General features: G+C 64.8%; 23 protein-coding genes and 1 pseudogene. 14 read left to right on the top strand and 10 right to left on the bottom strand.

The window, feature by feature from the left end; genetic code table 11:
- Positions 1-50: 50 nt before the first annotated feature.
- Positions 51-1379 carry an urea ABC transporter substrate-binding protein gene (urtA, locus tag ACVW17_RS11925; protein ID WP_456752069.1) on the bottom strand — a complete coding sequence of 443 codons (1329 nt, stop codon included), beginning with the start codon at positions 1377-1379 and terminating at the stop codon, positions 51-53.
- Between the two features lie 550 nt (positions 1380-1929).
- On the opposite strand from urtA, the gene ACVW17_RS11920 reads away from it, so the two are divergent.
- The 3 genes from ACVW17_RS11920 (at position 1930) to ACVW17_RS11910 (ending at position 4157) form a co-directional block, all read left to right on the top strand.
- Positions 1930-3360, top strand: coding sequence for a DEAD/DEAH box helicase (locus ACVW17_RS11920; RefSeq protein ID WP_456797150.1), 1431 nt, complete (start codon positions 1930-1932; stop codon positions 3358-3360).
- 24 nt (positions 3361-3384) lie between these two features.
- Positions 3385-3678 (top strand): translation initiation factor IF-1, encoded by a 294-nt coding sequence (infA, locus tag ACVW17_RS11915; RefSeq protein ID WP_016842649.1) that lies wholly within the window; start codon positions 3385-3387, stop codon positions 3676-3678.
- Between the two features lie 266 nt (positions 3679-3944).
- Positions 3945-4157, top strand: a complete 213-nt coding sequence (locus tag ACVW17_RS11910; protein ID WP_016842648.1) for a cold-shock protein — start codon at positions 3945-3947, stop codon at positions 4155-4157.
- 225 nt (positions 4158-4382) lie between these two features.
- Here ACVW17_RS11910 and ACVW17_RS11905 read toward each other — a convergent pair whose 3' ends face one another.
- The 5 genes from ACVW17_RS11905 to ACVW17_RS11885 form a co-directional block, all read right to left on the bottom strand.
- On the bottom strand, positions 4383-5030 hold the full coding sequence (locus tag ACVW17_RS11905) for a TadE/TadG family type IV pilus assembly protein (protein WP_456752067.1): 648 nt from the start codon (positions 5028-5030) through the stop codon (positions 4383-4385).
- A complete protein-coding gene (locus ACVW17_RS11900) occupies positions 5021-5572 on the bottom strand; it encodes a TadE family protein (RefSeq protein WP_456797149.1) in 552 nt (183 codons plus the stop codon). The genes ACVW17_RS11905 and ACVW17_RS11900 overlap by 10 nt, the downstream gene beginning before the upstream one ends.
- Before the next feature lie 171 nt (positions 5573-5743).
- Positions 5744-6250, bottom strand: a complete 507-nt coding sequence (locus tag ACVW17_RS11895) for a pilus assembly protein N-terminal domain-containing protein (RefSeq protein WP_456797148.1) — start codon at positions 6248-6250, stop codon at positions 5744-5746.
- A 201-nt stretch (positions 6251-6451) separates the two neighbouring features.
- Positions 6452-7897, bottom strand: coding sequence for a hypothetical protein (locus ACVW17_RS11890; protein WP_456797147.1), 1446 nt, complete (start codon positions 7895-7897; stop codon positions 6452-6454).
- 24 nt (positions 7898-7921) lie between these two features.
- Entirely contained in the window at positions 7922-8752 is an 831-nt protein-coding gene (locus ACVW17_RS11885) for a sterol desaturase family protein (protein WP_456752063.1), read from the bottom strand.
- A 282-nt stretch (positions 8753-9034) separates the two neighbouring features.
- On the opposite strand from ACVW17_RS11885, the gene ACVW17_RS11880 reads away from it, so the two are divergent.
- From ACVW17_RS11880 to ACVW17_RS11840, 9 genes and pseudogenes are all read left to right on the top strand, one after another.
- Positions 9035-9199, top strand: a complete 165-nt coding sequence (locus tag ACVW17_RS11880; protein ID WP_139480303.1) for a Flp family type IVb pilin — start codon at positions 9035-9037, stop codon at positions 9197-9199.
- A gap of 169 nt (positions 9200-9368) precedes the next feature.
- On the top strand, positions 9369-9893 hold the full coding sequence (locus tag ACVW17_RS11875; RefSeq protein WP_016842641.1) for an A24 family peptidase: 525 nt from the start codon (positions 9369-9371) through the stop codon (positions 9891-9893).
- 128 nt (positions 9894-10021) lie between these two features.
- Positions 10022-10813 carry a Flp pilus assembly protein CpaB gene (gene cpaB, locus ACVW17_RS11870; protein ID WP_456797146.1) on the top strand — a complete coding sequence of 264 codons (792 nt, stop codon included), beginning with the start codon at positions 10022-10024 and terminating at the stop codon, positions 10811-10813.
- A gap of 17 nt (positions 10814-10830) precedes the next feature.
- Positions 10831-12303, top strand: coding sequence for a type II and III secretion system protein family protein (locus tag ACVW17_RS11865; protein ID WP_456798941.1), 1473 nt, complete (start codon positions 10831-10833; stop codon positions 12301-12303).
- A gap of 8 nt (positions 12304-12311) precedes the next feature.
- Positions 12312-13064 (top strand): CpaD family pilus assembly protein, encoded by a 753-nt coding sequence (locus ACVW17_RS11860; RefSeq protein ID WP_456797145.1) that lies wholly within the window; start codon positions 12312-12314, stop codon positions 13062-13064.
- Complete coding sequence (locus ACVW17_RS11855) at positions 13061-14329, top strand: AAA family ATPase (RefSeq protein ID WP_456752059.1); 1269 nt, start codon at positions 13061-13063, stop codon at positions 14327-14329. Before ACVW17_RS11860 ends, ACVW17_RS11855 begins: the two co-directional genes overlap by 4 nt.
- A 24-nt stretch (positions 14330-14353) precedes the next feature.
- Positions 14354-15817: a CpaF family protein gene (locus ACVW17_RS11850; RefSeq protein ID WP_456752058.1), complete on the top strand. Its 1464-nt coding sequence runs from the start codon at positions 14354-14356 to the stop codon at positions 15815-15817.
- 11 nt (positions 15818-15828) lie between these two features.
- Entirely contained in the window at positions 15829-16806 is a 978-nt protein-coding gene (locus ACVW17_RS11845; RefSeq protein ID WP_456752057.1) for a type II secretion system F family protein, read from the top strand.
- Between the two features lie 9 nt (positions 16807-16815).
- A pseudogene (locus ACVW17_RS11840) lies at positions 16816-17791 on the top strand (type II secretion system F family protein).
- Between the two features lie 96 nt (positions 17792-17887).
- On the opposite strand, the gene ACVW17_RS11835 reads toward ACVW17_RS11840, so the two are convergent.
- Positions 17888-18694: a tetratricopeptide repeat protein gene (locus ACVW17_RS11835; protein ID WP_456752055.1), complete on the bottom strand. Its 807-nt coding sequence runs from the start codon at positions 18692-18694 to the stop codon at positions 17888-17890.
- A gap of 206 nt (positions 18695-18900) precedes the next feature.
- Between ACVW17_RS11835 and ACVW17_RS11830 the strand changes: the two genes are divergently transcribed.
- Both ACVW17_RS11830 and ACVW17_RS11825 read left to right on the top strand, forming a co-directional pair.
- The gene (locus ACVW17_RS11830; protein ID WP_456752054.1) at positions 18901-20280 is read left to right on the top strand and encodes a leucyl aminopeptidase family protein; all 1380 of its coding nucleotides are present in this window, start codon (positions 18901-18903) and stop codon (positions 20278-20280) included.
- Positions 20273-21115 (top strand): C40 family peptidase, encoded by an 843-nt coding sequence (locus ACVW17_RS11825; RefSeq protein ID WP_456752053.1) that lies wholly within the window; start codon positions 20273-20275, stop codon positions 21113-21115. Before ACVW17_RS11830 ends, ACVW17_RS11825 begins: the two co-directional genes overlap by 8 nt.
- Positions 21116-21231: 116 nt before the next feature.
- Here the strand turns inward: ACVW17_RS11825 and ACVW17_RS11820 are convergent, their stop codons facing one another.
- Genes ACVW17_RS11820 through ACVW17_RS11810 form a run of 3 tightly spaced genes read right to left on the bottom strand, consistent with a single transcriptional unit; the run spans position 21232 to position 25154 of the window.
- On the bottom strand, positions 21232-22857 hold the full coding sequence (locus ACVW17_RS11820; RefSeq protein ID WP_456752052.1) for an ABC transporter ATP-binding protein: 1626 nt from the start codon (positions 22855-22857) through the stop codon (positions 21232-21234).
- Positions 22858-22860: 3 nt separating this feature from the next.
- Entirely contained in the window at positions 22861-24045 is a 1185-nt protein-coding gene (locus tag ACVW17_RS11815; RefSeq protein ID WP_456752051.1) for an ABC transporter permease, read from the bottom strand.
- Positions 24045-25154 carry a microcin C ABC transporter permease YejB gene (locus ACVW17_RS11810; RefSeq protein WP_456752050.1) on the bottom strand — a complete coding sequence of 370 codons (1110 nt, stop codon included), beginning with the start codon at positions 25152-25154 and terminating at the stop codon, positions 24045-24047. The genes ACVW17_RS11815 and ACVW17_RS11810 overlap by 1 nt, the downstream gene beginning before the upstream one ends.
- Positions 25155-25157 lie beyond the last annotated feature (3 nt).

Raw genomic sequence — 25157 nt, 5'->3', positions numbered from 1 at the left:
AAGGTTGTGTTGTGTCGTTGATCAGCTCAGGAGCTTACGAGCCTTTCAGCTCAAGAGCCCTGGCCGCCGCACTTGTTGGTCTTGGTGTTGTAATTGCCGCACTTCTTGCCGACCCAATCGCCGATCAGGTCCTTGGAGCCTTCAAGCTCCTTCGACCAGGCGTCGCCGGCCACCAGGCCCGGGGTCTTCCAGACCACGTCGAACTGGCCGTTGCCCTTGATCTCGCCGATGAACACCGGCTTGGTGATGTGGTGGTTGGGCAGCATCTTCGACATGCCGCCGGTCAGGTTCGGCGCCTCGGTGCCCGGGAGCGCGTCGATCACCTTGTCCGGATCGGTCGACTTCACCTTCTCGACCGCCTTCACCCACATGTTGAAGCCGATGTAGTGCGCTTCCATCGGATCGTTGGTCACGCGCTTCGGATTCTTGGTGTAGGCCTGCCACTCCTTGATGAACTTCTCGTTCGCCGGGGTCTTGATCGACTCGAAGTAGTTCCAGGCGGCGAGATGGCCGAGCAGCGGCTTGGTGTCGATGCCGGCGAGTTCTTCTTCGCCGACCGAGAACGCGACCACCGGAATGTCGGTCGCCTTGATGCCCTGGTTGCCGAGCTCCTTGTAGAACGGAACGTTGGCGTCGCCGTTGATGGTGGAGACCACGGCGGTCTTCTTGCCGGCCGAGCCGAACTTCTTGATGTCGGCGACGATGGTCTGCCAGTCGGAGTGACCGAAAGGCGTGTAGTTGATCATGATGTCGTCCTGGGCGACGCCCTTGGACTTCAGATAGGCTTCCAGGATCTTGTTGGTGGTGCGCGGATAGACGTAGTCGGTGCCGGCCAGCACCCAGCGCTTCACCTTCTCTTCCTTCATCAGATAGTCGACCGCGGGAATCGCCTGCTGGTTCGGCGCCGCGCCGGTGTAGAACACGTTGCGCTCGGACTCCTCGCCCTCATACTGCACCGGATAGAACAGGATGTTGTTCAGCTCCTTGAACACCGGCAGCACGGACTTGCGCGACACCGAGGTCCAGCAGCCGAACACCACCGCGACCTTGTCCTTGGTGATCAGCTCGCGGGCTTTTTCGGCGAACAGCGGCCAGTTCGAGGCGGGATCGACCACGACGGGCTCGAGCTTCTTGCCAAGCACGCCGCCCTTCTTGTTCTGCTCGTCGATCAGGAAAAGGATCGTGTCCTTCAGCGTGGTTTCGCTGATGGCCATGGTGCCCGACAGCGAGTGAAGGATACCGACCTTGATGGTGTCGTCGGCCGCTTGCGCGGGCGCGAAGGGCGAGGACGCAGCCAGGCCCAAAACCAGGCCGGCCGTCGCCGCGAGCGCGCGGCGGCGGGTCATCGTCGCTATTCCGTGAGTAAGCTGAGTAAGCATGAAATGTCGTCTCCCTGACGCAGGCGTGAACGCTTGCGAAACGGCCGCATGGCCGCCTGCGGTTAAGGGAATCGCAAGAACTGTGCCACGGTGCGGAGGCACCGTAAGCTGATGAACCAGCTAGATAATTTCACGAGTTCCGGGCAAATACGGAAATCGATTGCATAAACATTGGGCCGCAAAATTGACTGCTGAAAGAGCAGTCAGATTATTTTATGAGCAAAATGGCCATTTTGGCTAAATTTCCGGCACAGCTTTGTGACAGTTTGCGCGCCGGCTCGACGCACTCCGGGCGCCAATCGGGGCGATATCATCCAAACTGGCGATATCATCTTGAAACCGCCCAGTTCCTGGTCCATATCCTCGCCATGCCCGCGACATCGCGGTGCCTTCGCGAGCTGCGTGTTCAAGCTGCCCCAAGCGGCTTCTGGCTCGCCTTTCAGCTAACCCAGCTTGACGCCCCAGACACGCGGGTGTCCCCGAATGCCTTCATACGATTCCGGCCGGTCTTGGCTGGGACGATGACGGCTTTTATGGAAAGAACCACCTTTTGACCTCCTTTCAGGATTTCGGCCTCGCCGATCCCATCGCCCGCGCGCTTCGAGAAGAAAACTATCTCACGCCGACTCCCATCCAGGCCCAGACCATCCCGCTCGCACTTGCCGGCCGCGACGTCGTCGGCATCGCCCAGACCGGAACCGGCAAGACCGCGTCCTTCGCGCTGCCGATCCTGCACCGGCTGCTGGAGAACCGCGTCCGCCCGCAGCCCAAGAGCTGCCGCGTGCTGGTGCTCTCGCCGACCCGCGAACTGTCCGGGCAGATCCTCGACAGCTTCAACACCTATGGCCGCCACATCCGGCTGTCCTCGACGCTCGCCATCGGCGGCGTGCCGATGGGCCGCCAGGTCCGCTCCCTGATGCAGGGCGTCGAAGTGCTGGTCGCTACCCCCGGCCGCCTGCTCGACCTCGTGCAGAGCAACGGGCTGAAGCTCAACCAGGTCGAGTTCCTGGTGCTCGATGAAGCCGACCGCATGCTCGACATGGGCTTCATCAACGACATCCGGAAAATCGTCGCCAAGCTGCCCGTCCGGCGCCAGACGCTGTTCTTCTCGGCCACCATGCCGAAGGACATCGCCGAACTCGCCGAAGCGATGCTGCGCGACCCCGCCCGGGTGGCCGTGACGCCGGTCGCCTCGACCGTGGATCGCATCGCCCAGCGCGCGATCCAGGTCGATTTCGCCGCCAAACCGGCGGTTTTGGCCCAGCTCCTGAAGCAGGAACCGGTCAACCGCGCCCTGGTGTTCACCCGCACGAAGCACGGCGCCGACAAGGTGGTGAAAAGCCTTGCCAAGGCCGGCATCGAGGCCAATGCAATCCACGGCAACAAGTCGCAGAATCACCGCGAGCGTACGCTGGCGGCGTTCCGCTCCGGCGAGATCCGAACCCTGGTGGCGACCGATATCGCCGCCCGCGGCATCGACGTCGACGGCGTCAGCCACGTCGTGAACTTCGACCTGCCCAACATCCCCGAGACCTATGTCCACCGCATCGGCCGTACCGCGCGTGCCGGCGCCGACGGGGTCGCGATCTCGCTGATCGCCGGCGCCGAGGAGATGGGCTATTTGCGCGATATCGAGCGGCTGATCCGGATTACGGTGCCGCGGGAAGACCGCCGCACCCAAGGCGGCTCTTCCGGGGGCCGCGAGGCCGCCGCGCCCGCCCAAGCCACCCATCCGCACCGCGGCGGCCGTTCCGCGCCGCGCGCCCATAATGTTCGTGGGAATGAGGCTGCTCCGGGCACAAAAGGCCCTCGCCGCCGCCGCCGTCGGGGTGGTAATAATGGCGCGCCGCAGACGAACCGGGGCGAGTCGCCGCGTCCGTCGCAGGCCGGCAACAGCGAAGGCATCCAGGGCGTCGCCTTCTTGCATCGCGAGAGCCGGCCTAGTCCGCAACCCAACCGCAACAACCGACCGAAGCACTAGCCGTCGCTCGATCTGGAGAACCATATGGCTAAGGAAGAGCTGATCCAGTTCGAAGGACTGGTGACCGAAATCCTCCCCGACGCCCGTTACCGGGTGCAACTCGACGCCGGACACGAGATCGTCGCCTACACCGCCGGCAAGATGAAGAAAAACCGCATCAAGACGCTGGCCGGCGACCGCGTGACGATCGAAATGTCGCCCTACGATCTCGAAAAGGGCCGCCTGATCTTCCGTCACAAGGACGAACGTCCGAGCGGCGCGCCCGGCGGCCCGCCGCGGGGCGGAGCCCAGCGCGGCGGCCAGTTCCGCCGCCGATAGCGGACTTTGCAACCGCTGCGGGCATGACGTGCCGATGTCCTGCGCAGCAATTGGCCGGCGACCGCGCCGGCCAAAAAATCGCGCACGTCAGGATTGTTTTGAGCCCTTCTATCGAATAATATCCTACCCATCGATTTTCGGCCGGACGACATTAGCCAATACCGGTACAGCCGGTTCAGACGCTGACGACCCTTCCAAAAATTCGATCTCACCACCCCGCCGATCAGCGGGTCTTGAACTTGTATATCTGAGAAGGGACTACCCACGTGAGCATGGGAACCGTGAAGTGGTTTAACGCGACCAAGGGCTACGGCTTCATCCAGCCGGATGAAGGCGGGAACGACGTGTTCGTGCACATCAGTGCAGTCGAGCGCGCCGGCCTTGGCACTCTGCGTGAAGGCCAGAAGATCTCCTACGAGATCGTTGCTGACCGCCGTTCCGGCAAATCCTCGGCCGACAATCTGCGTGCCGCCGGATAAGCCGATTTTCCGGGAGCGCCAAGCTTCGGGAAATTGTCGTTAAAGCATCAAGGGCCGCACCTTCGGGGGCGGCCCTTTTTGTTTGGATATCGAGGTCGTTTGAATCGCCGCGCTGCCGCCGCAGCCTGGAAGCCATTTCGTTCCGATAGAATCGGAACGGGCTCTCGATTCTTGTGTTGAAGCGCTTCTTCACCCGAAGCGGTAACCACTTCGCTTGAGAGCGCTCTAGTAAGTCGAGCAGGTCGTCGGCATCGTGGCGGCGGTCGGGGCGTAGAACACGCAGACAGACTGCCGCGGCCGTGTAAAGGCAACGTCGGTGAGATTGATGCCGCTCTTGGCCATCACGTAGCCGATGGTTGGGACGTATTTGTAGCTGACTTCGCTGAAGATCAGATAGGTGCCCGCGACCAGCAGCGCCGACGGCACGAGGCTCGTCACAATGTCACCCTGGCTGCGGGTCGAGGCCGACAGCGTGGCCTGCGTGGCACCGGAGGCGATCGTGCCGGCCTTGCTCCACTGGATATGCGCGATCTTGGAATTGTCGACGTAGATTTCCGACAACGTGACTTTGGTCGGCGACGCATCGTAGGGCGTCATGATGCCGACGCTGGCGCTGAAGAAATTCTGCAGATCGGAGTCCACCACCTGCGTCGACTGCGAGGTCAGATCTGACGCGGCACGCGCCATCAGCGTGACCTTGCGGTCGACCGCGACACCGGACGAAAACTCGACGGTACCGAAGAACATCACCAGCATCAGCGGCAGGATGAAGGCGAATTCGACGGCGGCGAGGCCCCGGCGGTCATAGCGGAAAGCAACGACAAAGCGCAGCAAGGCTGCAGGCAGCGTTTTCATGACCTTGCTCATGAGCATGTCGTGCCGGCTGTTCCGGAGGGCTCGTTCTTGAATGTCGCGGTCGCGATCAGGAGCCGCTTGCCGTTGGTGAGGTAGGCGGAGCTGAACAGCTTGGTGACAAATATCGGCCACTGGTAGAACAGTCGGACCACCACGACGTCGCCGTCCTTGCCTGGACACCATTTCACCTGACTGGGATCGGTGATCGGCGTGAGGTTGACGGTCGAAAAATTCGTCGCAGGATAGCTGCGCACGTCAACGTAGATGCCGTTCGTGCAATCGAACAACGCGCTGCTGACCTCGCCGCAGACGAATTTCTTGAAATCGTCCTGGCTATAGTTTGCGCCCTGGGCTTGGCCGGTCATGACGAAGCGGGACGAATCCTGCGTCGCCGTCTCGAGCACCTGGCTGGCGAAGAAGATCATCGCCACTTCGATGATCGCAAACAGCAGCGCGAAGAACGGCGGCGCGACCAGCGCGAATTCGACCGCCGTCGCACCACGGCGATTGCGGCGGAAGCGACGGAGGAGGCTCATGAATGAATGAGCGGGCGGCGGCATCAACGACCCCGGATCAACATGGCGGCAGCAACAACCCAAGACTCACTACCCAAGACTCATTGTCGAAGTATTTCGCCGGATCGAGACAGAGCGACCCGATCCGTTAGGCTTTTCTTAATCATGACGGGGACAACTGCGATCGAGGCCGGCTTGTGGAAGCGCCGGCACGCGTCAGTTCTGCGGCTTGCCACCCGCGCCGGACCCGGATGCCTGGCTGCTGAGTGAACCGGCCTGGTCCATGGTCGACTTGAAGTAGGTCTCGCCGTCGCCAAGGGTGATGCGGCGCTGACAGACCGGCATGCAGCTGTAGGTCTCCCGATCGACCCCGCGATAGACAGTGACGAGCTGGTCGGTCGGACCTTCGACCTGGATCTGGCGATCCACCAGCACCTGGCCGGTGCGGTCGAGCGCGATGAAGTTGGTCGCACCGTAGCCCTTGCCGGTCACCACGACGACGCCGCCATTCTGCAAGGTGACGTCGGCAATCAGGGGGTTGCCGACCACGATGGTGGCGATGCCGCCGGGCAGCTTGACGAGCTTGGCCTGGTCGACATTGACCGCAATGCGGTCCGGATCGGGCGCCGCGGTTGCGAATGCGGGCCACAGCAGCACGGCTGCGACCAGCGAGATGAATCCAATGCGCGCGACGGCGCGAATACGTTGGGACTGAAACGACATACTCTACCCCGGGACGTGTACGAGCCGGCAAAAGCGATACGCAGCGGACCGGCGCCCGACGCTGCCAAATCTGACGGCAATTCATTTAAGAAGAGCAAAAATCGACCGCCGAATTGCGCGGATGTCGCGACTTCCGGAGCGGATCAGTCGGCGGCCTCGTAACCCCCGGGAAAATACCGATCCCGCCGGGACAGCCGCAACCTAGCCGGTCGCACGCACATGGATCACGACGCGGTCGTCGGCGTAGAGGCGCCGCCAGCCGTCGATGTGATCGAGCAATTTGGAGGCCGGCGTCGCCGGGTCGAGCATCACCGCGTCGATGTCGTAGGCCTTGAGCAGATCGAGGAAGCCGCCGACATCCTTGAGCTGGAGCGCACGGTAATAATCCATCTCGAACTTTTCGCCGTAGAGCTCGGCACGGCCGTCGACGAACACCGGCACCTGACGCCAGATCAGGTAGCCGCCGAACTGCAGATCGTGGAGCACGCGCCGCGCCCTGTACGCCTTCAGCGCGTCGACCGCAGCAGCCGGCGAGTGGATCGGCGGCGGCGATATGGTCTGGCGCGCCGCAACGATCGCCGTCGAGACGCACAGCGCGGCGATCAGCATGGCCGCCGGCGCGGCCTTCAGCCGGACGGCGCTCACGGCACGCAGGCCGAACTGGGTTGCCACCGGGGTGAGCGCAGCCAGCGGCAGCAGCAAGGCGAACAGCTCGAGATTGCGGACATGGGACAGCGCCATGTGCAGCAAGCCCAGCACCAGGGCGATCCGCGGCAGCGGCAGCTTCACCCCGCAATAGAGCGCTGCGCCGATCAGGCCGAGAATCGACAGCTCGAACGCATCGACCTGGCTGAAGTTCGCCGGCATCCATTCCGCAATGAGATGCAGCAGTTCGCCGAGGTTCAGTATCTTCAGCGAGGCCAGGATCGAACCCCAGCCATAGGGCGTGACGCAGCATGCGGCCAGCGCACCGATGCCGAATGCCGCCCAGCGCAGCGCCAGCTGCACCCGTTGCACAGGCAGGGCATTCCACATCGCGTCGAGCGCGAAGGCGCCGGCCAGCACCAGCCCGAACAGGAAGCCGCCATGCAGGTTGGCCCAGAGCGCGATCAGCGGCAGCAGCCAGACCGAGGGCGCCGCGCGGCGCTCGCTGGCAACCATCAGGCCGTTGGCCCACACCAGCATAATCGGCAGCACCAGCACATGCGGACGGGCGAGTAGATGCCCGCATGTCAGCACCAGCGCCGCGAGCGCGATCAGGCTCGCATGGATCGTCGGCACGGCGCGGCTGAGGATCGCGGTGAGCAGCGCAAAGGTGGCGGCGCCGCAGGCGGCGGCCAGCGCCGCCGGTCCGGTCCAGCCGGCAAGGTCATAGGCCTTCGCGAACAGCACCTGCGCCACCCAGGACGACGACACCCATGGCTCGCCCGCCTTGGTGAAGGAATAGATGTCGACCGACGGCAGTGCGCGATGGTCGAGGATCCAGCGGCCGACGGCAATCTGCCAGTAGGTGTCGGAGTCGGCGAGCAGCCGGTCGCCGACGATCAGCAGCAGCGCGTAGACGCCGCACGCCATCCAGAACCAGGCCGGGACCTCGGCGAGTACGGCGGTCCTGGCCTGCGGGACGGCTGCGGTCTCAGCACTCATGCGGACACAGACCGGTTGATGACGTCAATGCCGGAACGGATAGGCCAGCTGCCCGCCGATTTCCGCCGGCACGCCCTGCTCGGCGTCGACGCCGTAATCGTCCGGCAGCTTGCCTTCGGGCATCCGGAACGTTCCGAACAGAATGTCCCAGAGCGGAAACGTGCCGGCGAAATTGGTGTCGCCGCCTTCTTCCAGCGCGGTGTGATGCCAGCGGTGAAACACCGGCGTGGCGATCACATATCTGAACGGGCCGAGCGTCCAGTTCAGATTGGCGTGCACGAATGCCGAGTGGAATGTGGTGAACGGGCCGACCCACAGCATGATGTTCGGCGAGATGCCGGCCATCAGCAGGATGACGTCGACCGTGATCGTGCCGATCAGGAGATTGACGGGATGGAAGCGCGCCGCCGAGATCCATTCCAGATCCTCGGAGGAGTGATGAATGGCGTGGTACTTCCAGAAGGCGCCGCCGTGAAACATCCGGTGCAGCCAGTACAGCATGAAGTCGGACGCGACCAGGAAGATGATCGACTGCATCCAGAGCGGCAGCTGCGCCAGCGGGCCATGCCCGTTCTCATAGAATGCAATCAGCTCGTCGGCGCCGTGCACGTTGAAGACCGCGGCCGCGCCGACCACCAGCAGTCCGATGCGCAGCACGCGGGCGAACACCGGCACGAAGAACCAGTAACAGATGTCGGTGACCAGCTCGCGCTTCTGCCACCACGGCTTGCCGGGATTGCAGGCCCAGTAATGAGTGAGCACCGTGAAGAACAGTGCCAGCGCGATCGTGATCGGCACCACCCGCATCATCGTCTGGCCGAGCATCTCGATGACTTCGATCGGAAGGGTGGACATTGGCAGCCTCATTTCACGGAAGCCCCATGAGTATAGCTGTGCGCTTAAGGAGCCGTGAATGGATGCCGGCAGCGGCCGCTCCGGAAACAATCCGCAATTTTAGCAGGCCGTTTAATCCCAAATTTACTGTGCGCAACAACAGCGGGTTCCCCCGAAGTTTATGCAATCAAATTAACTGCACCGAAATCGTCCAACCGTAGGGTGCCGCAATGGTCACGGTGCTGAGAACGCCGGCGAGACCAAATCTAGTTCGACCAGCCACGTGTACACAGGAGTGATTTTATGAAGAACCTCGTTTCGCGCTTCGTGAAGGACGAGTCCGGCGCGACCGCCATCGAGTACGGCCTGATTGCCACCGGCATCGCCATCGCGATCATCGCTGCGGTCAACGGCGTCGGCTCGAAGCTCTCGGGTACCTTCAACTCGATCTCGGGTTCGCTGAAGTAAGCCGGATCCTGCGAATTCGCATCAAAGGTCCCGGCAGCCCCGGGACCTTTGCTATTTGTCGGGGACCGATCGGCTCGTTTTGAGGGCGCCGACGATCCTTTCCCGATTATTCACCATTGGCCGCTAGCGTCGGGTCTCGACCGCAGCTCCAGCTTGACGGCATGAATCCATGATCCTCGACATCGCCCGCTTGATGCTGTTTCCGGCCCTGATGGCCTTCGCGGCGGCGAGCGATCTGTTGACCATGACGATCCCGAACCGGATCTCGCTGGCGCTGGTGGCCGGCTTCTTCGTGCTGGCGCCGCTGACCGGGATGGGCGTCCACGAGATCCTCACCCACGCCGGCGCCGGTGCGCTGGTGCTGGTGGTGGCGTTCGGCATGTTTGCGATGGGCTGGGTCGGAGGCGGCGACGCCAAGGTCGCGGCCGCGGCCGGCCTCTGGTTCGGGTTCGAGCATCTGCTCCCCTATCTGGTGTTCGCGTCGCTGTTCGGCGGGGCGCTGACGGTGCTGCTGCTGCAACTGCGACAATGGCCGCTGCCCTACCCGCTTGCGTCCCAGGCCTGGCTGAGCCGCCTGCACGACAAGCAGACCGGAATCCCCTACGGCATTGCGCTCGCCCTCGGCGCCCTGCTGATCTATCCCGAGACGGACTGGATCAAGACGATCGATCTCGCGCACTTCGCCATGCGCTGAAAAGGCGGGCGGTAACCGCCCGTTAAGGCGATTTAGATACGCCTCATTAACCATGCTTTGACGAATAGCTGGTCAACTCCCATCACGGCGGCGGCAGCGTCGCGGCGTCATGTGGAAAGTGAAGCGTAATGGATAGGGCCCGCATTCTGGTCTTGGCAATTGCAGGCTGCGCCGGCATTGCGGCGCTCTATTTGGCAAGCGGAGGCGAGGACAAGCCGGCGCCTCCTCCGCCGGTCGCGCAATTGCCTACCGTCGACATCCTGGTCGCGCGCACCGACATCGGTCTCGGCCAGGCGGTGAAGCCCGAGGATGTGCAGTGGCAGACCTGGCCGGCCGCGACCGCCAGCGCCAGCTTCATGCGCAAGGACAGCAACGCCGATGCGATCAAGGACGTCACCGGCTCGATCGCACGCGCCCCGTTCATCCAGGGTGAACCGATTCGCGAACAGAAGCTGGTCAAGGCCGACGGCAGCGGCTTCATGGCCGCAATCCTGCCCACCGGCATGCGGGCGGTATCGACCGAAATCTCGCCCGAGACCGGCGCCGGCGGCTTCATCCTGCCGAACGACCGGGTCGACGTCCTGCTCTCGAAGCGGGACAAGAATCCGGACCGCAACGGCGCCGACATCGTCAACTCCGAGGTCATCCTGACCAACGTTCGCGTGCTCGCGATCGACCAGGCGCCGAAGGAGAAGGACGGCACCAACGCACTGATCGGCAAGACGGTGACGCTGGAGCTGAAGCCCGAACAGACCGAGACGCTGGCGCGCGCGCGCCAGAGCGGCGTCCTGTCGCTGGCGCTGCGCAGCATCGCCGACAACAACGCGCCCGAGACCAAGACCGACGACACCCGTAAGCGCGGTGAGACGATCAACGTCATCCGCTTTGGCGTTGCCAACCAGGCAACGATGCAGAAGTGACCATGAGGATACACGTGATGATGGGCGGGGCAACTCAACGGACAATGCGGACCTTCATGGTCCGCGCTTTGTCGTTCTCGGCCGTCACGGCGTTTACGCTCAACCCGGCGCTGACGCCGGTGATCGCAAGCGACTACCGCGCCGCGCCCGCACCTGCCGCGTCGGCCGATGGCGGCCAGATGAATGCCCGTTTCCTCGCACTCGGCGTCGGCAAATCGATCGTGATCGATCTGCCGAGGGACATCAAGGACGTGCTGGTCGCCGATCCCAAGATCGCCAACGCCGTGGTCCGCTCGGCGCAACGCGCCTACATCATCGGCGCGGCGGTCGGCCAGACCAACATCGTGTTCTTCGACGCAGCCGGACAGCAGATCGCGGCCTATGACATCGCGGTCAAGCGCGACCTCAACGGCGTGCGCGCTGCACTGCGGGCGGCGCTGCCGAATGCCGATATCCAGATCGAGGGCGTCGGCGAGGGCGTCATGCTGACCGGAAGCGCGGCGAGCCCGATCGAGGCACAGCAGGCCGCCGACATCGCCACGCGCCTGGTCGGCAGCGCCGACAAGGTCGTGAACTCCATTGCGGTTCGCGGCCGCGACCAGGTGATGCTGAAAGTCACCGTTGCCGAAGTCTCGCGCAGCCTGATCAAGCAGCTCGGCATCGACCTCACGGCAAACCTCAATTACGGCACGGCGGTGGTGAAGTTCGCCAACGCCAACCCGTTCACGGCGAACAATGCTCCGCTGGTGCCCAACAACGCGATCACCACGTCGTTCGGCTCGTCGGTGTCGGCAACGATCCGAGCCATGGAGAGCGCCGGTGTCGTGCGGACGCTCGCCGAACCGAACCTGACCGCGATCTCGGGCGAATCGGCGACCTTCATCTCGGGCGGCGAATTCCCGATTCCGACCGGCGTGACCTGTCAGACCACGACGTCAGGCGCGATCGGACAGTGCGTTCAGACCGTCAGCTTCAAGAAATTCGGCATCTCGCTCAACTTCACGCCGGTGGTGCTGACCGAGGGACGGATCAGCCTGCGCGTGATGACCGAGGTGTCCGAAGTCTCGACCGAGAACTCGCTGACCGGCGGCGCCAATGGAACGACGATCCCCTCGATCAAGACCCGCCGCGCCGAAACCACGCTGGAAATTCCCTCGGGCGGCTCGATGGCGATGGCCGGCCTGATCCAGGACCAGACCAAGCAGGCGATCAACGGCCTGCCCGGGCTGGCGTCGCTGCCGGTGCTCGGCACGCTGTTCCGCAGCCGCGACTTCGTGAACAACCAGACCGAACTGATGGTGCTGGTGACGCCCTATATCGTCCGCGCGGTGGCGCAGAAGGACCTGTCGCGTCCGGATGACGGCTTCGCCAACGCCTCCGATCCGCAGGCCGACCTGCTGGGCAGCCTCAATCGCATCTATGGAGCGCCCGGCCGCACCACCGAGCCGGCGCGGAATTACCGCGGCACCTACGGCTTCATTACCGACTGAGGCGGACGATGACACAGACCACATCCAGGACACCCGCCGAACACAAGCGCAGCATCGGCCTGGCCGGCGCGCTGGTCGGCCTTGCCATGACACTCGGCGCCTGCCAGCACGCCGCCGACAACAGCTTTGCGATGGTGAACTCGCCGGCCGACTATCGCGAGCGTCATCCGATCGCGGTCACCGAAGCCGATCGCTCGATCGTGGTCTTTGTCGGGCGCAGCCGCGGCGGCCTGACCGCGGAGCAGCGCGCCGAGGTGATGGGGATGGCGCAGGACTGGATGCGCGAAGGCACCGGCGCCGTCACCATCGACGTGCCCGCCGACACGCCGAACGCGCGCTCCGCCCAGGAATCCCTGCGCGAAATCCAGGCGACCTTCACCGCCGCCGGCGTGCCGCCGCGCGGGATCTTGGTTCGCAAATATCGTCCCGACGATCCGCGCCAGATGCCCGCGATCCGCGTCAACTATCCGAAGATGAAGGCGGTCGCCGGACCGTGCGGCCTGTGGCCGGAAGATCTCGGTCCGTCGATCCACAACGGGTCCTACAACGAAAACAAGCAGTACTACAATTTCGGTTGCGCCAATCAGCGCAACCTCGCGGCCATGGTCGAGGACCCGACCGACCTCGTGCAGCCGCGCGCGGAGACCCCTGCCTACACGGCGCGTCGCAGTATCGCCTTCGACAAATATCGCAAGGGCACCGCCACCGCCACGAATTATCCCGAGTCCGACAGGGCCAAGCTAAGCGACACAGGAAAATGATAACCTACGCGCAGCAAAACTCCGAAGAGCAGACGGACGCCCCGCCGCAGGCCGTGGACGACCATATTGCTCCGGCGCCGCGGGTTTCCGTCCAGGCGTTCTGCGAAACCGTCGAGACCGCCGCCGCGGTCCAGTCGGCGGGCGAGGATCGCCGGCTGGCCAAGGCCCACCTGAAGATCCAGATGGGCGGCATGGCGGCCGCCATCGAGGCCTATCGCTCCGCGCCGACGCCCAACGTCATCATCCTCGAGACCGAGGGCCGCAGCGACGTGCTGGCCGGCCTGGATCAGCTTGCCACGGTGTGCGACGCCGGCACCCGCGTGGTGGTGATCGGCCGGGTCAACGACGTCACGCTGTATCGCGAGCTGGTGCGCCGCGGCGTCAGCGACTACGTGATCGCGCCGGCGCATGCGATCGACGTGGTGCGCGCGGTCTGCAACCTGTTCTCGGCGCCGGAAGCCAAGGCGGTCGGCCGCATCGTCGCCGTGGTCGGCGCGAAGGGCGGCGTCGGCGCCTCGACGATCGCGCATAATGTCGCCTGGGCGATCGCCCGCGATCTGGCGCTGGATTCCGTGGTCGCCGACCTCGACCTCGCGTTCGGCACTGCCGGACTCAACTACAACCAGGACCCGGCGCAGGGCATCGCGGATGCCGTGTTCTCGCCGGATCGCGTCGATACCGCCTTCGTCGACCGCCTGCTGTCGAAATGCACCGACCATCTGAGCCTGCTGGCGGCGCCGGCGACGCTCGACAAGGTCTACGATTTCGGCGCCGAGGCGTTCGATGCGATCTTTGATACGCTGCGCACCACGATGCCCTGCATCGTGCTCGACGTGCCGCATCAATGGTCCGGCTGGACCAAGCGCGCGCTGATCGCGGCCGACGACATCCTGATCGTGGCGGCGCCCGACCTCGCCAATCTGCGCAACGCCAAGAACATGTTCGACCTGTTGAAGGCGTCGCGGCCGAACGACCGCGCGCCGCTGTACTGCCTGAACCAGGTCGGCGTGCCGAAGCGTCCGGAGATCGCAGCCGGCGAGTTCGCCAAGGCGATCGAAAGCCAGCCGATCGCGGCCATCCCGTTCGATCCGCAGATCTTCGGTTCGGCCGCCAATAACGGCCAGATGATCGCGGAGATTTCCGCCAATCACCGCGCGGTGGAGCTGTTCCTGCAGATGGCGCAGCGGCTGACAGGCCGCGGCGAGACCAAGAAGCCGAGGGGGTCCTTCCTGTCGCCCCTGCTCGAAAAGCTGCGGTCCAAATAGTGGTCCGCGTGGAGTCAAGACGTCGTGTTTGGTAAGCGTAGCGGAAACGATGGGGACGTGCGGGCACCCAAGCCCGCTTTTCAGACACCGGAGCCTGCCGGCCCGTCGACCATGCCGCGCGAGTCCGCGGCACCGACGATCTCGTCGCCACCGCTGGCACCTAGCAAGCCGCCGCCCGCTCCCGCCGTCGAAGCCCGCCGCTCCGACAACTACTACCAGGTCAAGGCGACGATCTTCGGCGCCCTGATCGAGGCGATCGACCTGGCCCAGCTTGCCAAGCTGGACAGCGAATCGGCGCGCGAGGAAATCCGCGACATCGTCAACGAGATCATCGCGATCAAGAACATCGTGATGTCGATCGCCGAGCAGGAAGAGCTGCTCGACGACATCTGCAACGACGTGCTCGGCTACGGCCCGCTCGAGCCGCTGCTGTCGCGCGACGACATCGCCGACATCATGGTCAACGGCGCGGGCACGGTGTTCATCGAAGTCGCCGGCAAGATCCAGCGCACCGGAATCCGCTTTCGCGACAACCAGCAGCTGCTCAACATCTGCCAGCGCATCGTCAGCCAGGTCGGCCGGCGCGTCGACGAATCCTCGCCGATCTGCGACGCCCGCCTCGCCGACGGCTCGCGCGTCAACGCCATCGTGCCGCCGCTGGCGATCGACGGGCCCGCGCTCACCATCCGAAAATTCAAGAAGGACAAGCTGACGCTGGAGCAGCTCGTCAAGTTCGGCGCCATCACGCCGGAAGGGGCGACCATCCTGCAGATCATCGGCCGGGTCCGCTGCAACGTGATCATCTCCGGCGGCACCGGCTCGGGCAAGACCACGCTGCTGAACTGCCTGACCAACTATATCGAGCACGACGAACGCATCATCACCTGCGAAGACGCTGCCGAACTTCAGCTGCAGCAGCCGCATGTGGTGCGGCTGGAAACCCGGCCGCCGAACATCGAAGGCGAAGGTCAGGTGACGATGCGCGAGCTGGTGCGCAACTGCCTGCGTATGCGCCCCGAGCGGATCATCGTCGGCGAAGTCCGCGGACCCGAGGCGTTCGACCTGTTGCAGGCGATGAACACCGGCCATGACGGCTCGATGGGCACGCTGCACGCCAATAATCCGCGCGAAGCGCTGTCGCGCTGCGAATCCATGATCACCATGGGCGGATTCTCGCTGCCGTCGCGGACCATTCGCGAGATGATCTGCGCCTCGGTCGACATCATCGTGCAGGCCGCGCGCCTGCGCGACGGTTCGCGCCGCATCACCCACATCACCGAGGTGATGGGCATGGAAGGCGACACCATCATCACCCAGGACATCTTCCTGTACGACGTGGTCGGGGAAGACGCCAACGGCAAGATCATCGGCAAGCATCGCTCGACCGGCATCGGCCGGCCGCGTTTCTGGGAGCGTGCCCGCTACTACAATGAAGAGAAGCGGCTGGCGGCGGCGCTCGACGCCTCCGACGCACCCGCGCCGGTCTAGGGAGACGCCGGATGCAGATGCAGATGCTTGCTCTCGCCTTCCTCGCCGCCACCACCGTGGGCGGCCTCGCCTGGGTGTTCCTGTATCCTTACCTCTCCGGAGAGAAGAAGGCCGAGTCGCGCCGCGCATCGGTTGCGCGCAGCGAGCCCTCGACGACCCGGACGGCCGACCGCACGCAGCGTTCGCGCCGCGAGCAGGTCGAAGGATCGTTGAAGGAACTCGAGGCCCGCCGGCAAAAGGACAAGAAGGTCCCGCTCGGCATGCGCATCTCGCAGGCCGGGCTGGAATGGTCCGAGCAGAAATTCTGGATGATCTCCGGCGCCCTCGGCCTGTTCGGGTTCGGCGTGGCATTCTTGGTCGGCGGCGGCCTGCTCGGCGCGGCCGGCATCGGCTTTGCGATGGGTCTCGGCCTGCCGCGCTGGCTGCTCGGCTTCCTGAAGAAGCGGCGGGAGAAGGCCTTCCTGAAAGCGCTGCCCGATGCCGTCGACGTCATCGTGCGCGGCATCAAGGCCGGCCTGCCGCTGTTCGAATCGCTCAAGGCTGTGGTCAACGATGCGCCGGAACCGCTGCGCAGCGAGTTTCTCGCGATCATCGAGACCCAGGCGATCGGCATGCCGCTCGGCGAGGCCTGCGCCCGGCTCTATGAACGCATGCCGCTGCCGGAGGCGAACTTCTTCGGCATCGTGATCGCGATCCAGCAGAAGTCCGGCGGCAACCTGTCGGAAGCGCTCGGCAACCTGTCACGGGTGCTGCGTGACCGCAAGAAGATGGCCGAGAAGATCCAGGCGATGTCGATGGAAGCGAAGGCCTCCGCCGGCATCATCGGCTCGTTGCCGCCGATCGTGATGATCCTCGTGTTCCTGACGACGCCGGACTACATCGCCCTGCTCTGGACCAACTCGATGGGACAGCTGATGCTGGTCGCCTGCGCGCTTTGGATGACATGCGGCGTCCTGGTGATGAAGAAGATGATCAACTTCGATTTCTGACGGTGCAGCATGATTGATATTCTGGTTGCCAAGCTCCACGACGTCAGGTTCATGACCATGCTGCTTGCCTTCTTCGCGGCAAGCGCGACGGTCTATACGCTGGTGATGCCGCTGCTCGCCGGCGGCGATCTCAACAAGCGCATGAAGGCGGTGGCCAGCGAGCGCGAACGGCTCCGGCAGCGCGAACGCGAACGGCTCTCCAAGACGGAGAAGGTGGCACTGCGGCAAACGCCGAAGCAGGTCGTCTCCAGGGTGGTGGACGACCTCAACCTCACCAAATGGCTGGCCCAGGAAGCAGCGCTCGAGAAGCTCGTGATGGCGGGCTATCGCGGCCACGCGCCCTACGTCACCTTCCTGTTCGCCCGCGCGGTGACGCCGATCGTGCTGCTGCTCGGCGCCATCATCTATACGTTCTTCATCGCCCGGCGCCGGCTGGTCGCTCACGATCAAGATCGGCATTTGCGTCGCCGCGGCCTATGCCGGCCTGCAGGCGCCGATGCTGTTCCTGAAGAACGCGATCTCCAAGCGTCAGCTCCAGATCAAGCGTGCCTTCCCTGATTCGCTGGATCTGCTGCTGATCTGCATCGAATCAGGCATGTCGGTCGAGGTCGCGTTCCGCAAGGTGGCCAACGAGATCGCCGGACAGTCGATCGCGCTGTCGGAGGAGTTCGCGCTGACCACCGCGGAACTGTCCTATCTACAGGACCGCAAGTCCGCCTACGAGAACCTGGCGCGCCGCACCGGGCTCGAGGGCGTCAAGTCGGTGTGCATGGCCTTGCAGCAGTCGGAACGCTACGGCACGCCGCTCGGCCAGAGCCTGCGCGTGATGGCGCAGGAAAACCGCGACATGCGCATGAACGAGGCCGAGAAGAAGGCGGCGGCATTGCCGCCCAAGCTGACCGTGCCGATGATCCTGTTCTTCCTGCCCTGCCTGTTCATCGTGATCCTCGGGCCGTCCTACATCAAGATCGCCACGATGCATTGAATTTGCGCGACGACGCATACGAGAACGCCCGGCATTGCCGGGCGTTTCTCTTTGTGCGTATGGGGCACGGGTATCGCGAAGCTGCAAGAGGTGACGTTAGTCGTCCTTGGCGACGACGGGTGCGGCGCGCGACGCGGTCTTCGGCCCGTCCTTGCGGTTCAGCATGTCGCGGAGATAGGCGACATTGGCCGCCGCCTCGTCTGCCGGCAGATCCGCCTTGACGATCGTCTCGGCCTCCGCGAAGCGGCCCTGCAGGCCGACCACCAGCGCGAGGTTCTGCCGGATCCTGGTGTCGGCGCGGGCGCTGGCATAGGCCTGGCGCAGCGTCTCCTCCGCCTTCGGCAATTCCTTGGTCAGCATGTAGGACAGGCCGAGATTGGACAGCACCGAGGGCTCGTCCGGAGCCAGCCGCAGCGCGCTGGCGTAATAGCGCCGCGCCTCCTCGTGCCGGTTCAACTTGTCGAGCGTGGTTCCCTGCACCGAGAGGATCCGCCAATCCGGATTGTCCGGGCTGTGCGCGCGGCTCAGCACGTCGAACGCGGCCTGCGAATTGCCGTTGTCGGCGAGCGCCCGGCCATAGGCCGCGAGCAGCGCCTTGTTGCCGGGGCTGGCGATGGTCGCCTGCTCCAGCACGGCGCAAGCCTGCGAGCGCTGTCCGGTCATGCGCAGCGCGTGGCCATAAGCGATAGCAGCCTCGACATCCTTGGGATTCTTGCGATAGCGCTCGCCATAGACCTCGGCGGCGCGGCGCGGATCATCGGGCGTGGCGGGGGTGGGGTCCGAGCGGGACGCAATCGATCCCGTCACGTCGGACATGGTCTGACAGCCGCCAAGCCCTGCGGCGAGGACCGCCACGAAGGCTGCGGAAGCGAGATGCCGGGTCAAATGGGAATGTCGACGCATGGCACTGTCACTCACGAAATCGGGCGAATGGCTCCAACCGAGCGTGCCAGCAATAGACTGTTAACCCTAACGTCTGGTTAACTGGCGGCACGAGGGACCGGCGCGCCGGTTCCGATTCTGCAAGGCCTTGTGACCGCGGCCGCGCTACCATCCGCCGTGAAAGGCGTGTAGTCACCAGCCACGACGCCAGAACAGCCGAGAGCCGCATGCCATCCGTGTTCGAGACCGCCCCCACGACCGCCGCCACGCCGATCACCTTCGTCACCAAGGCGACCTGGGATGCGGTCCGCGACGAGCTGTCGGCGCCGGCGCGCCAGTTCGCCGAGGCCAACCGCTTCGAGGCCAAGCCGGGCAAACTCCTCGTTCTGCCGGCGGCCGATGGCGGCATCGCGCAGGTGCTGTTCGGCCTCGAGGACACGGACCACAAGGCGCGCGATCCGTTCCGGCCCGGCGCCCTGCCCGGTCTGCTGCCGCCCGGCATCTACCGCTTCGCCAATGCGCCGCATGACACGCGGCTCGCCGCGCTCGCCTTCGCGCTGGGCTGCTACCGCTTCGGCCGCTATCGCAAGAACAAGGCTCCCGAGGTCCGCCTGGTGCCGCCCGACGGCATCGATGCCGCCGAGATCGCGCGGATGGCGGACGCCGCGGCGCTGGCGCGGGACCTCATCAACACGCCGTCCAACGACATGGGCCCGGCCGAACTCGCCGAGGTGGCGCGCGATCTCGCCAGCCGGTTCGGCGCCGCCTTCAATTGCATCGGGGGCGAGGAGCTGGCGCAGAATTTTCCGCTGATCCACGCCGTCGGCATGGCCTCGACGCGCGGCCCCCGGCTGATCGAGCTCTGCTGGGGCGATCCTGCCCATCCAAAGGTGACGCTGGTCGGCAAGGGCGTCTGCTTCGACACCGGCGGGCTCGACCTCAAGCCGTCGAGCGGCATGCTGCTGATGAAGAAGGACATGGGCGGCGCCGCCAATGTGCTGGCGTTGGCGCAGATGGTGATGGACGCCAGGTTGAAGCTGCGGCTGCGCGTACTGATCCCGGCGGTCGAGAATGCGGTCGCCGGCAATGCGTTCCGCCCGCTAGACATCTTCAGGTCGCGCAAGGGCATCACGGTGGAGATCGGCAACACCGACGCCGAGGGACGGCTGGTGCTCGCCGACGCGCTGGCGCTGGCCGACGAGGAGACGCCGGATCTGCTGGTCGATTTGGGCACGCTGACCGGCGCCGCGCGGGTGGCGCTGGGCCCGGATCTGCCGCCGTTCTACACCAATGACGAAGCACTCGCCGCCGACGTCGCAGCTCATGCGACAAGCGAGAACGATCCGTTGTGGCGGATGCCGCTGTGGCCGGCTTACGATGCCTGGCTCGATTCCAAGACCGCCGACATCAACAACGCGCCGTCGGGCGGTTTCGCGGGCTCGATCACCTGCGCGCTGTTCCTGCAGCGCTTTGTCGAGCACGCGCGGAGCTGGCTGCATGTCGACATCTATGGCTGGACGCCGTCGGCAAAGCCGGGCCGCCCCGAAGGCGGCGAATGCCAGGCGTCGCGCGCGATCTACAAACTGTTGAGCCGGCGCTATGCATGATGCCAGACTGACGCCGGCCCGTGCCGACCTCGCCGCGAAATATCTCGAGGGCAAGGTCCAGGCGGCGCGCTTCGTCGACGGCACGCTGTTCGAGGTTGGTGAGGCGATCGCGCCGCTGCGCCGGGCACCGGCAAGCGATGCCGAGCAGATGACGCAGACGCTGCGCGGCGAGCGCGTCACGGTCTACGATCGCAACGGCGAAGGCTGGGCCTGGGGCCAATTGGCCGATGACGGCTATGTCGGCTGGTTACCCGAGGCCGCGCTGACGACGCCCGGTGCGACCCCGACGCACAAGGTGACGGCGCTGCGCACGCTGGCGTTTCCGGGACCGTCGATCAAGCTGCCTCCGGTCGAAGCGCTGGCAATGGGGAGCAAGCTCGCGATCCTCCGCGAGGACGGCGTTTTCGCACTGACCCGCGAGGGCTGGTACCTGCCGCGCCAGCATCTCGCACTGCTCGACGCGATGGCGCAGGATTTCGTCGGGATCGCTGAGCAATTCGTCGGCACGCCCTATCTCTGGGGCGGCAAGTCGAGCCTCGGCATCGACTGCTCGGGCCTGGTGCAGATCGCGCTGACCGCCGCCGGCATCGGCTGCCCGCGCGACAGCGACATGCAGCAGGACGGACTCGGCCGCGAACTGAGTTCAGCGGAATCGAAGCACCTGCAACGCGGCGACCTGATCTTCTGGAAGGGCCATGTCGCCATCGCGCGCGATGCGACCACGATCGTGCACGCCAACGCGCATCATATGGTGACCGTGGTGGAGAACACGCAGGCCGCGATCGCAAGGATCAAGGCTGCCGGTAGCGAGGTCACCGCGATCAAGCGGCTCTGAACCTGTCATTCCGGGGCGGCGCGGAGCGCCGAGCCCGGAATCCATCCATCCACCGAACATGCGGGCCGATGGATTCCGGGCTCTCGCTTCACGAGCCCCGGAATGACGAGTATGGGTTACGTCGCCACCGACCCGTCGCCGGCCGCTTCGATGCGGAACGCGGCCGCGAACAGCGCGCGGGTGTAGTCGCTCTTCGGGTTCTTGAACAGCTCGGAGGCCGGCCCCTCCTCCTCGATCTTGCCGGATTTCATCACGATCAGGTGGCTCGCGAGCGAGGCGACCACGCGCAGATCGTGCGAGATGAACATGTAGGTGAGGTCGCGCTTGCGCTGCAGGTCGCGCAGCAGATCGACCATCTGGGCCTGCAGCAGCATGTCGAGCGCCGAGGTCGGCTCGTCCAGCACGACGAAGTTCGGCTCCAGCACCACCGCGCGCGCGATCGAGATGCGCTGGCGCTGACCGCCGGAGAATTCGTGCGGGTAGCGGAAGCGCCAGTCCGGATCGAGGCCGACATCCTTCATGGCCTTGATCACCCGCGCCTCGCGCTCCTCGCGCGACAGCTGCTTCTGGTGCACTTCGAGCCCCTCGGCGATGATGTCGGCGACCGACATGCGCGGGCTGAGCGAACCGAAGGGATCCTGGAACACGATCTGCATGTCGCGACGGAACGGCCGCATCTGCTTGAAGCGCAAGCCCTGGATGTCGTTGCCGAGGAACACGATCGGGCCATCGGAGGAGATCAGCCGGAGCAGCGCGAGCCCAAGCGTGGTCTTGCCGGAGCCGGATTCGCCAACCACGCCGAGCGTCTCGCCCTTGCGCACCGCGAGGCTGACGCCATCGACCGCCTTGATGTGGCCGACGGTCGAGCGCAACAGCCCGCGCTTGATCGGAAACCAGACCTTGAGATTGTCCGCCGACATCACGACGGGCGCGCCCGGCTGTGGCGGCGCCGGATCGGGCTTCGGCTCGGCCGCGAGCAGCGCCTTGGTATAGGCGTGCTGCGGGGCGGTGAAGACCTGCTCGACCGACCCCTGCTCGACGATCTTGCCGTTGTTCATCACGCAGACCGTGTCGGCGATGCGGCGGACGATGCCGAGATCGTGGGTGATGAACAGCAGGCTCATGCCGAGCCGCGCGCGGATCTCGGCCAGCAGCGCCAGGATCTGGGCCTGCACGGTGACGTCGAGCGCAGTGGTCGGCTCGTCCGCGATCAAGAGATCAGGCTCGTTGGCGAGCGCCATGGCGATCATCACGCGCTGGCGCTGGCCGCCGGACAATTGGTGCGGATAGCTCTTCAGCCGGGTCTCCGGCTCGGGGATGCCGACCTGGCCGAGCAATTCCAGCGTCCGGGCCCGCGCCGCCGCGCCGCCGATGCCTCGGTGCAGCGACAGGATCTCGCCGATCTGGGTCTCGATGGTCTGGAGCGGATTGAGCGAGGTCATCGGCTCCTGGAAGATGATCGAGATGTCGTTGCCGCGAACCTCGCGCATCTCCCGGTCGGACGCAGTCAGGAGATCGCGGCCGCGGAAGCGGATCGCGCCGGTCGGATGCGAAGCCGTCGGATACGGCAACAGCTTCAGCACCGACAGCGCGCTGACGGATTTTCCCGAACCGGATTCGCCGACCAGCGCGACGCACTCGCCGCGCTTGATCGAGAACGAGATGCCGTCGACCGCAAGCGAGCGGCCGAAGGCCACCGAGAGGTCGCGGACATCGAGCAGAGGCTGGTTGACCGCGTCCATGCGTCAGCCCTTCGAGAACGTCTTGCGCGGATCGAAGGCGTCGCGCGCGGCTTCGCCGATGAAGATCAGAAGCGACAGCATGATCGCGACCGAGAAGAAGCCGGTGAGACCGAGCCACGGCGCCTGCACATTGGCCTTGCCCTGCGACAGCAATTCACCGAGCGAGGGCGAGCCGGGCGGTAGGCCGAAGCCGAGGAAGTCCAGCGCCGTCAGCGTCATCACCGAGGACGAGACGATGAAGGGCAGGAACGTCATGGTCGCGACCATCGCGTTGGGCAAGAGATGGCGGAACATGATGACGCCGTTGGAGACACCGAGCGCGCGTGCCGCCTGGATGTATTCGAAGTTGCGACCGCGCAGGAATTCGGCGCGCACCAGGCCGACCAGCGAGACCCAGGAGAACAGCAGGAGGATGCCGAGCAGGATGAAGAAGCCGGGCGGCAGCACCGCCGAGATGATCAGGAGCAGATAGAGCGAGGGGATCGCGGTCCAGATCTCGATCAGGCGCTGGAAGATCAGATCGGTCCAGCCGCCGAAATAGCCCTGCACGCCGCCGGCGGCGATGCCGATGATCGAGGACAGGATAGTCAGGATCAGGCCGAACAGCACCGAGATGCGGAAGCCGTAGATCAGCCGCGCGACCACGTCGCGGCCCTGATCGTCGGTGCCGAGCCAGTTGTATTCGAGGTCGCGGCAGCCGGTGAGGCCCTTCTTCTGCACCACCTCCTTGCATTGGTCCTCGGTCAACAGCCAGGTCGGCTTCGACGGCGCTGGAGTCGGCAGATCCAGATTGTGGGTGTCGTAGGAGTAGCGGATCGGCGGCCAGATCATGCTGCCGCCCTTGGCGGCGATCTGCTTCTGCAGATAGGGATCGCGATAGTCGGCAGCGGTCTCGAAATCGCCGCCGAAGGTGGTCTCGGCATAGCTCGTCACGACAGGCCAATAGTAATGGCCGTCATACTTCACGAGCAGCGGCTTGTCGTTGGCAATGAAATTGGCAAACAGCGACAGCACGAACAGCACCAGAAAGATCCAGAACGACCAGTAGCCGCGCCGGTTCGCCTTGAAGTTCTGCCAGCGCCGCTGGTTCAGCGGTGACGGCGTGAAGGCGTGGCGGGTGGCGGGCACCGCCTCGCCCATCGGCGATTGCGTCGTGGTCTCGACCGGCCGGGGCGCGAGCATCGACATCACACCTCCCGCGCCTCGAAGTCGATCCGGGGATCGATCCACATATAGGCCAGATCGGAGATCAGATTGACCACCAGTCCGACCAGCGAAAAGATGAACAGCGTCCCGAACACCACCGGATAGTCGCGGTTCAGGACGCTCTCGAAGCCGAGCAGCCCGAGCCCGTCGAGCGAGAAGATGGTTTCGATCAAGAGTGAGCCGGAGAAGAAGGCGTGGATGAACGCGCTGGGGAAACCCGCGATCACGATCAGCATCGCGTTGCGGAAGACGTGGCCGTACAGCACCTGGCGCTCGCTGCAACCCTTGGCCCGCGCCGTCATCACATATTGCTTGCGGATCTCGTCAAGGAATGAGTTCTTGGTCAGCAGCGTCATGGTGGCGAAGGCGCCGAGCGCCATCGATATCAGCGGCAGCGTCAAATGCCAGAAATAGTCAATGATCTTCCAGTACCAGGGGAACTGCGACCAGCCGTCCGAGGTCAGACCGCGCAGCGGGAAGATGTTGAGGAACGAGCCGCCGGCGAACAGGATGATCAGCAGGATCGCGAACAGGAAGCCGGGGATCGCAAAGCCCACGATGATCACGGCCGAGGTCCAGGTGTCGAACCGCGACCCGTCTTTCACCGCCTTGCGGATACCGAGCGGGATCGAGATCAGGTAGGTCAGCAGCGTCATCCAGATGCCGAGCGACATCGAGACCGGCAGCTTCTCCTTGATCAGCTGCAACACGCTGACGCTGCGGAAATAACTTTCGCCGAAGTCGAAGCGCGCGAAATTCCACACCATCAGCGCGAACCGCTCCGGCGCCGGCTTGTCGAAGCCGAATTGCACCTCGAGCTTCTTGATGAAGTCAGGGTCGAGCCCCTGCGCGCCGCGATATTTCGAATTGATCGCACCGCCTGCTCCGCCGCCCTGGCCGCGCTGCGCAGCGAAATCGCCGCCACCGCCGGAGACCCGCGAGGTGCCGCCGGTGTCGGCACCGTTAAGCTGCGCGATGACGCGCTCGATCGGGCCGCCGGGCGCGAACTGCACCACCACGAAGGAGACGAACAGGATGCCGAGCAGCGTCGGCAGCATCAGGAGGATACGTCGGGCGATGTAGGCGCTCATCGG

The organism is Bradyrhizobium sp. USDA 4473 (assembly GCF_054063335.1).
Note: the sequence above shows the minus strand (reverse complement) of the source record. Positions and strands in the feature narration are given on the sequence as shown.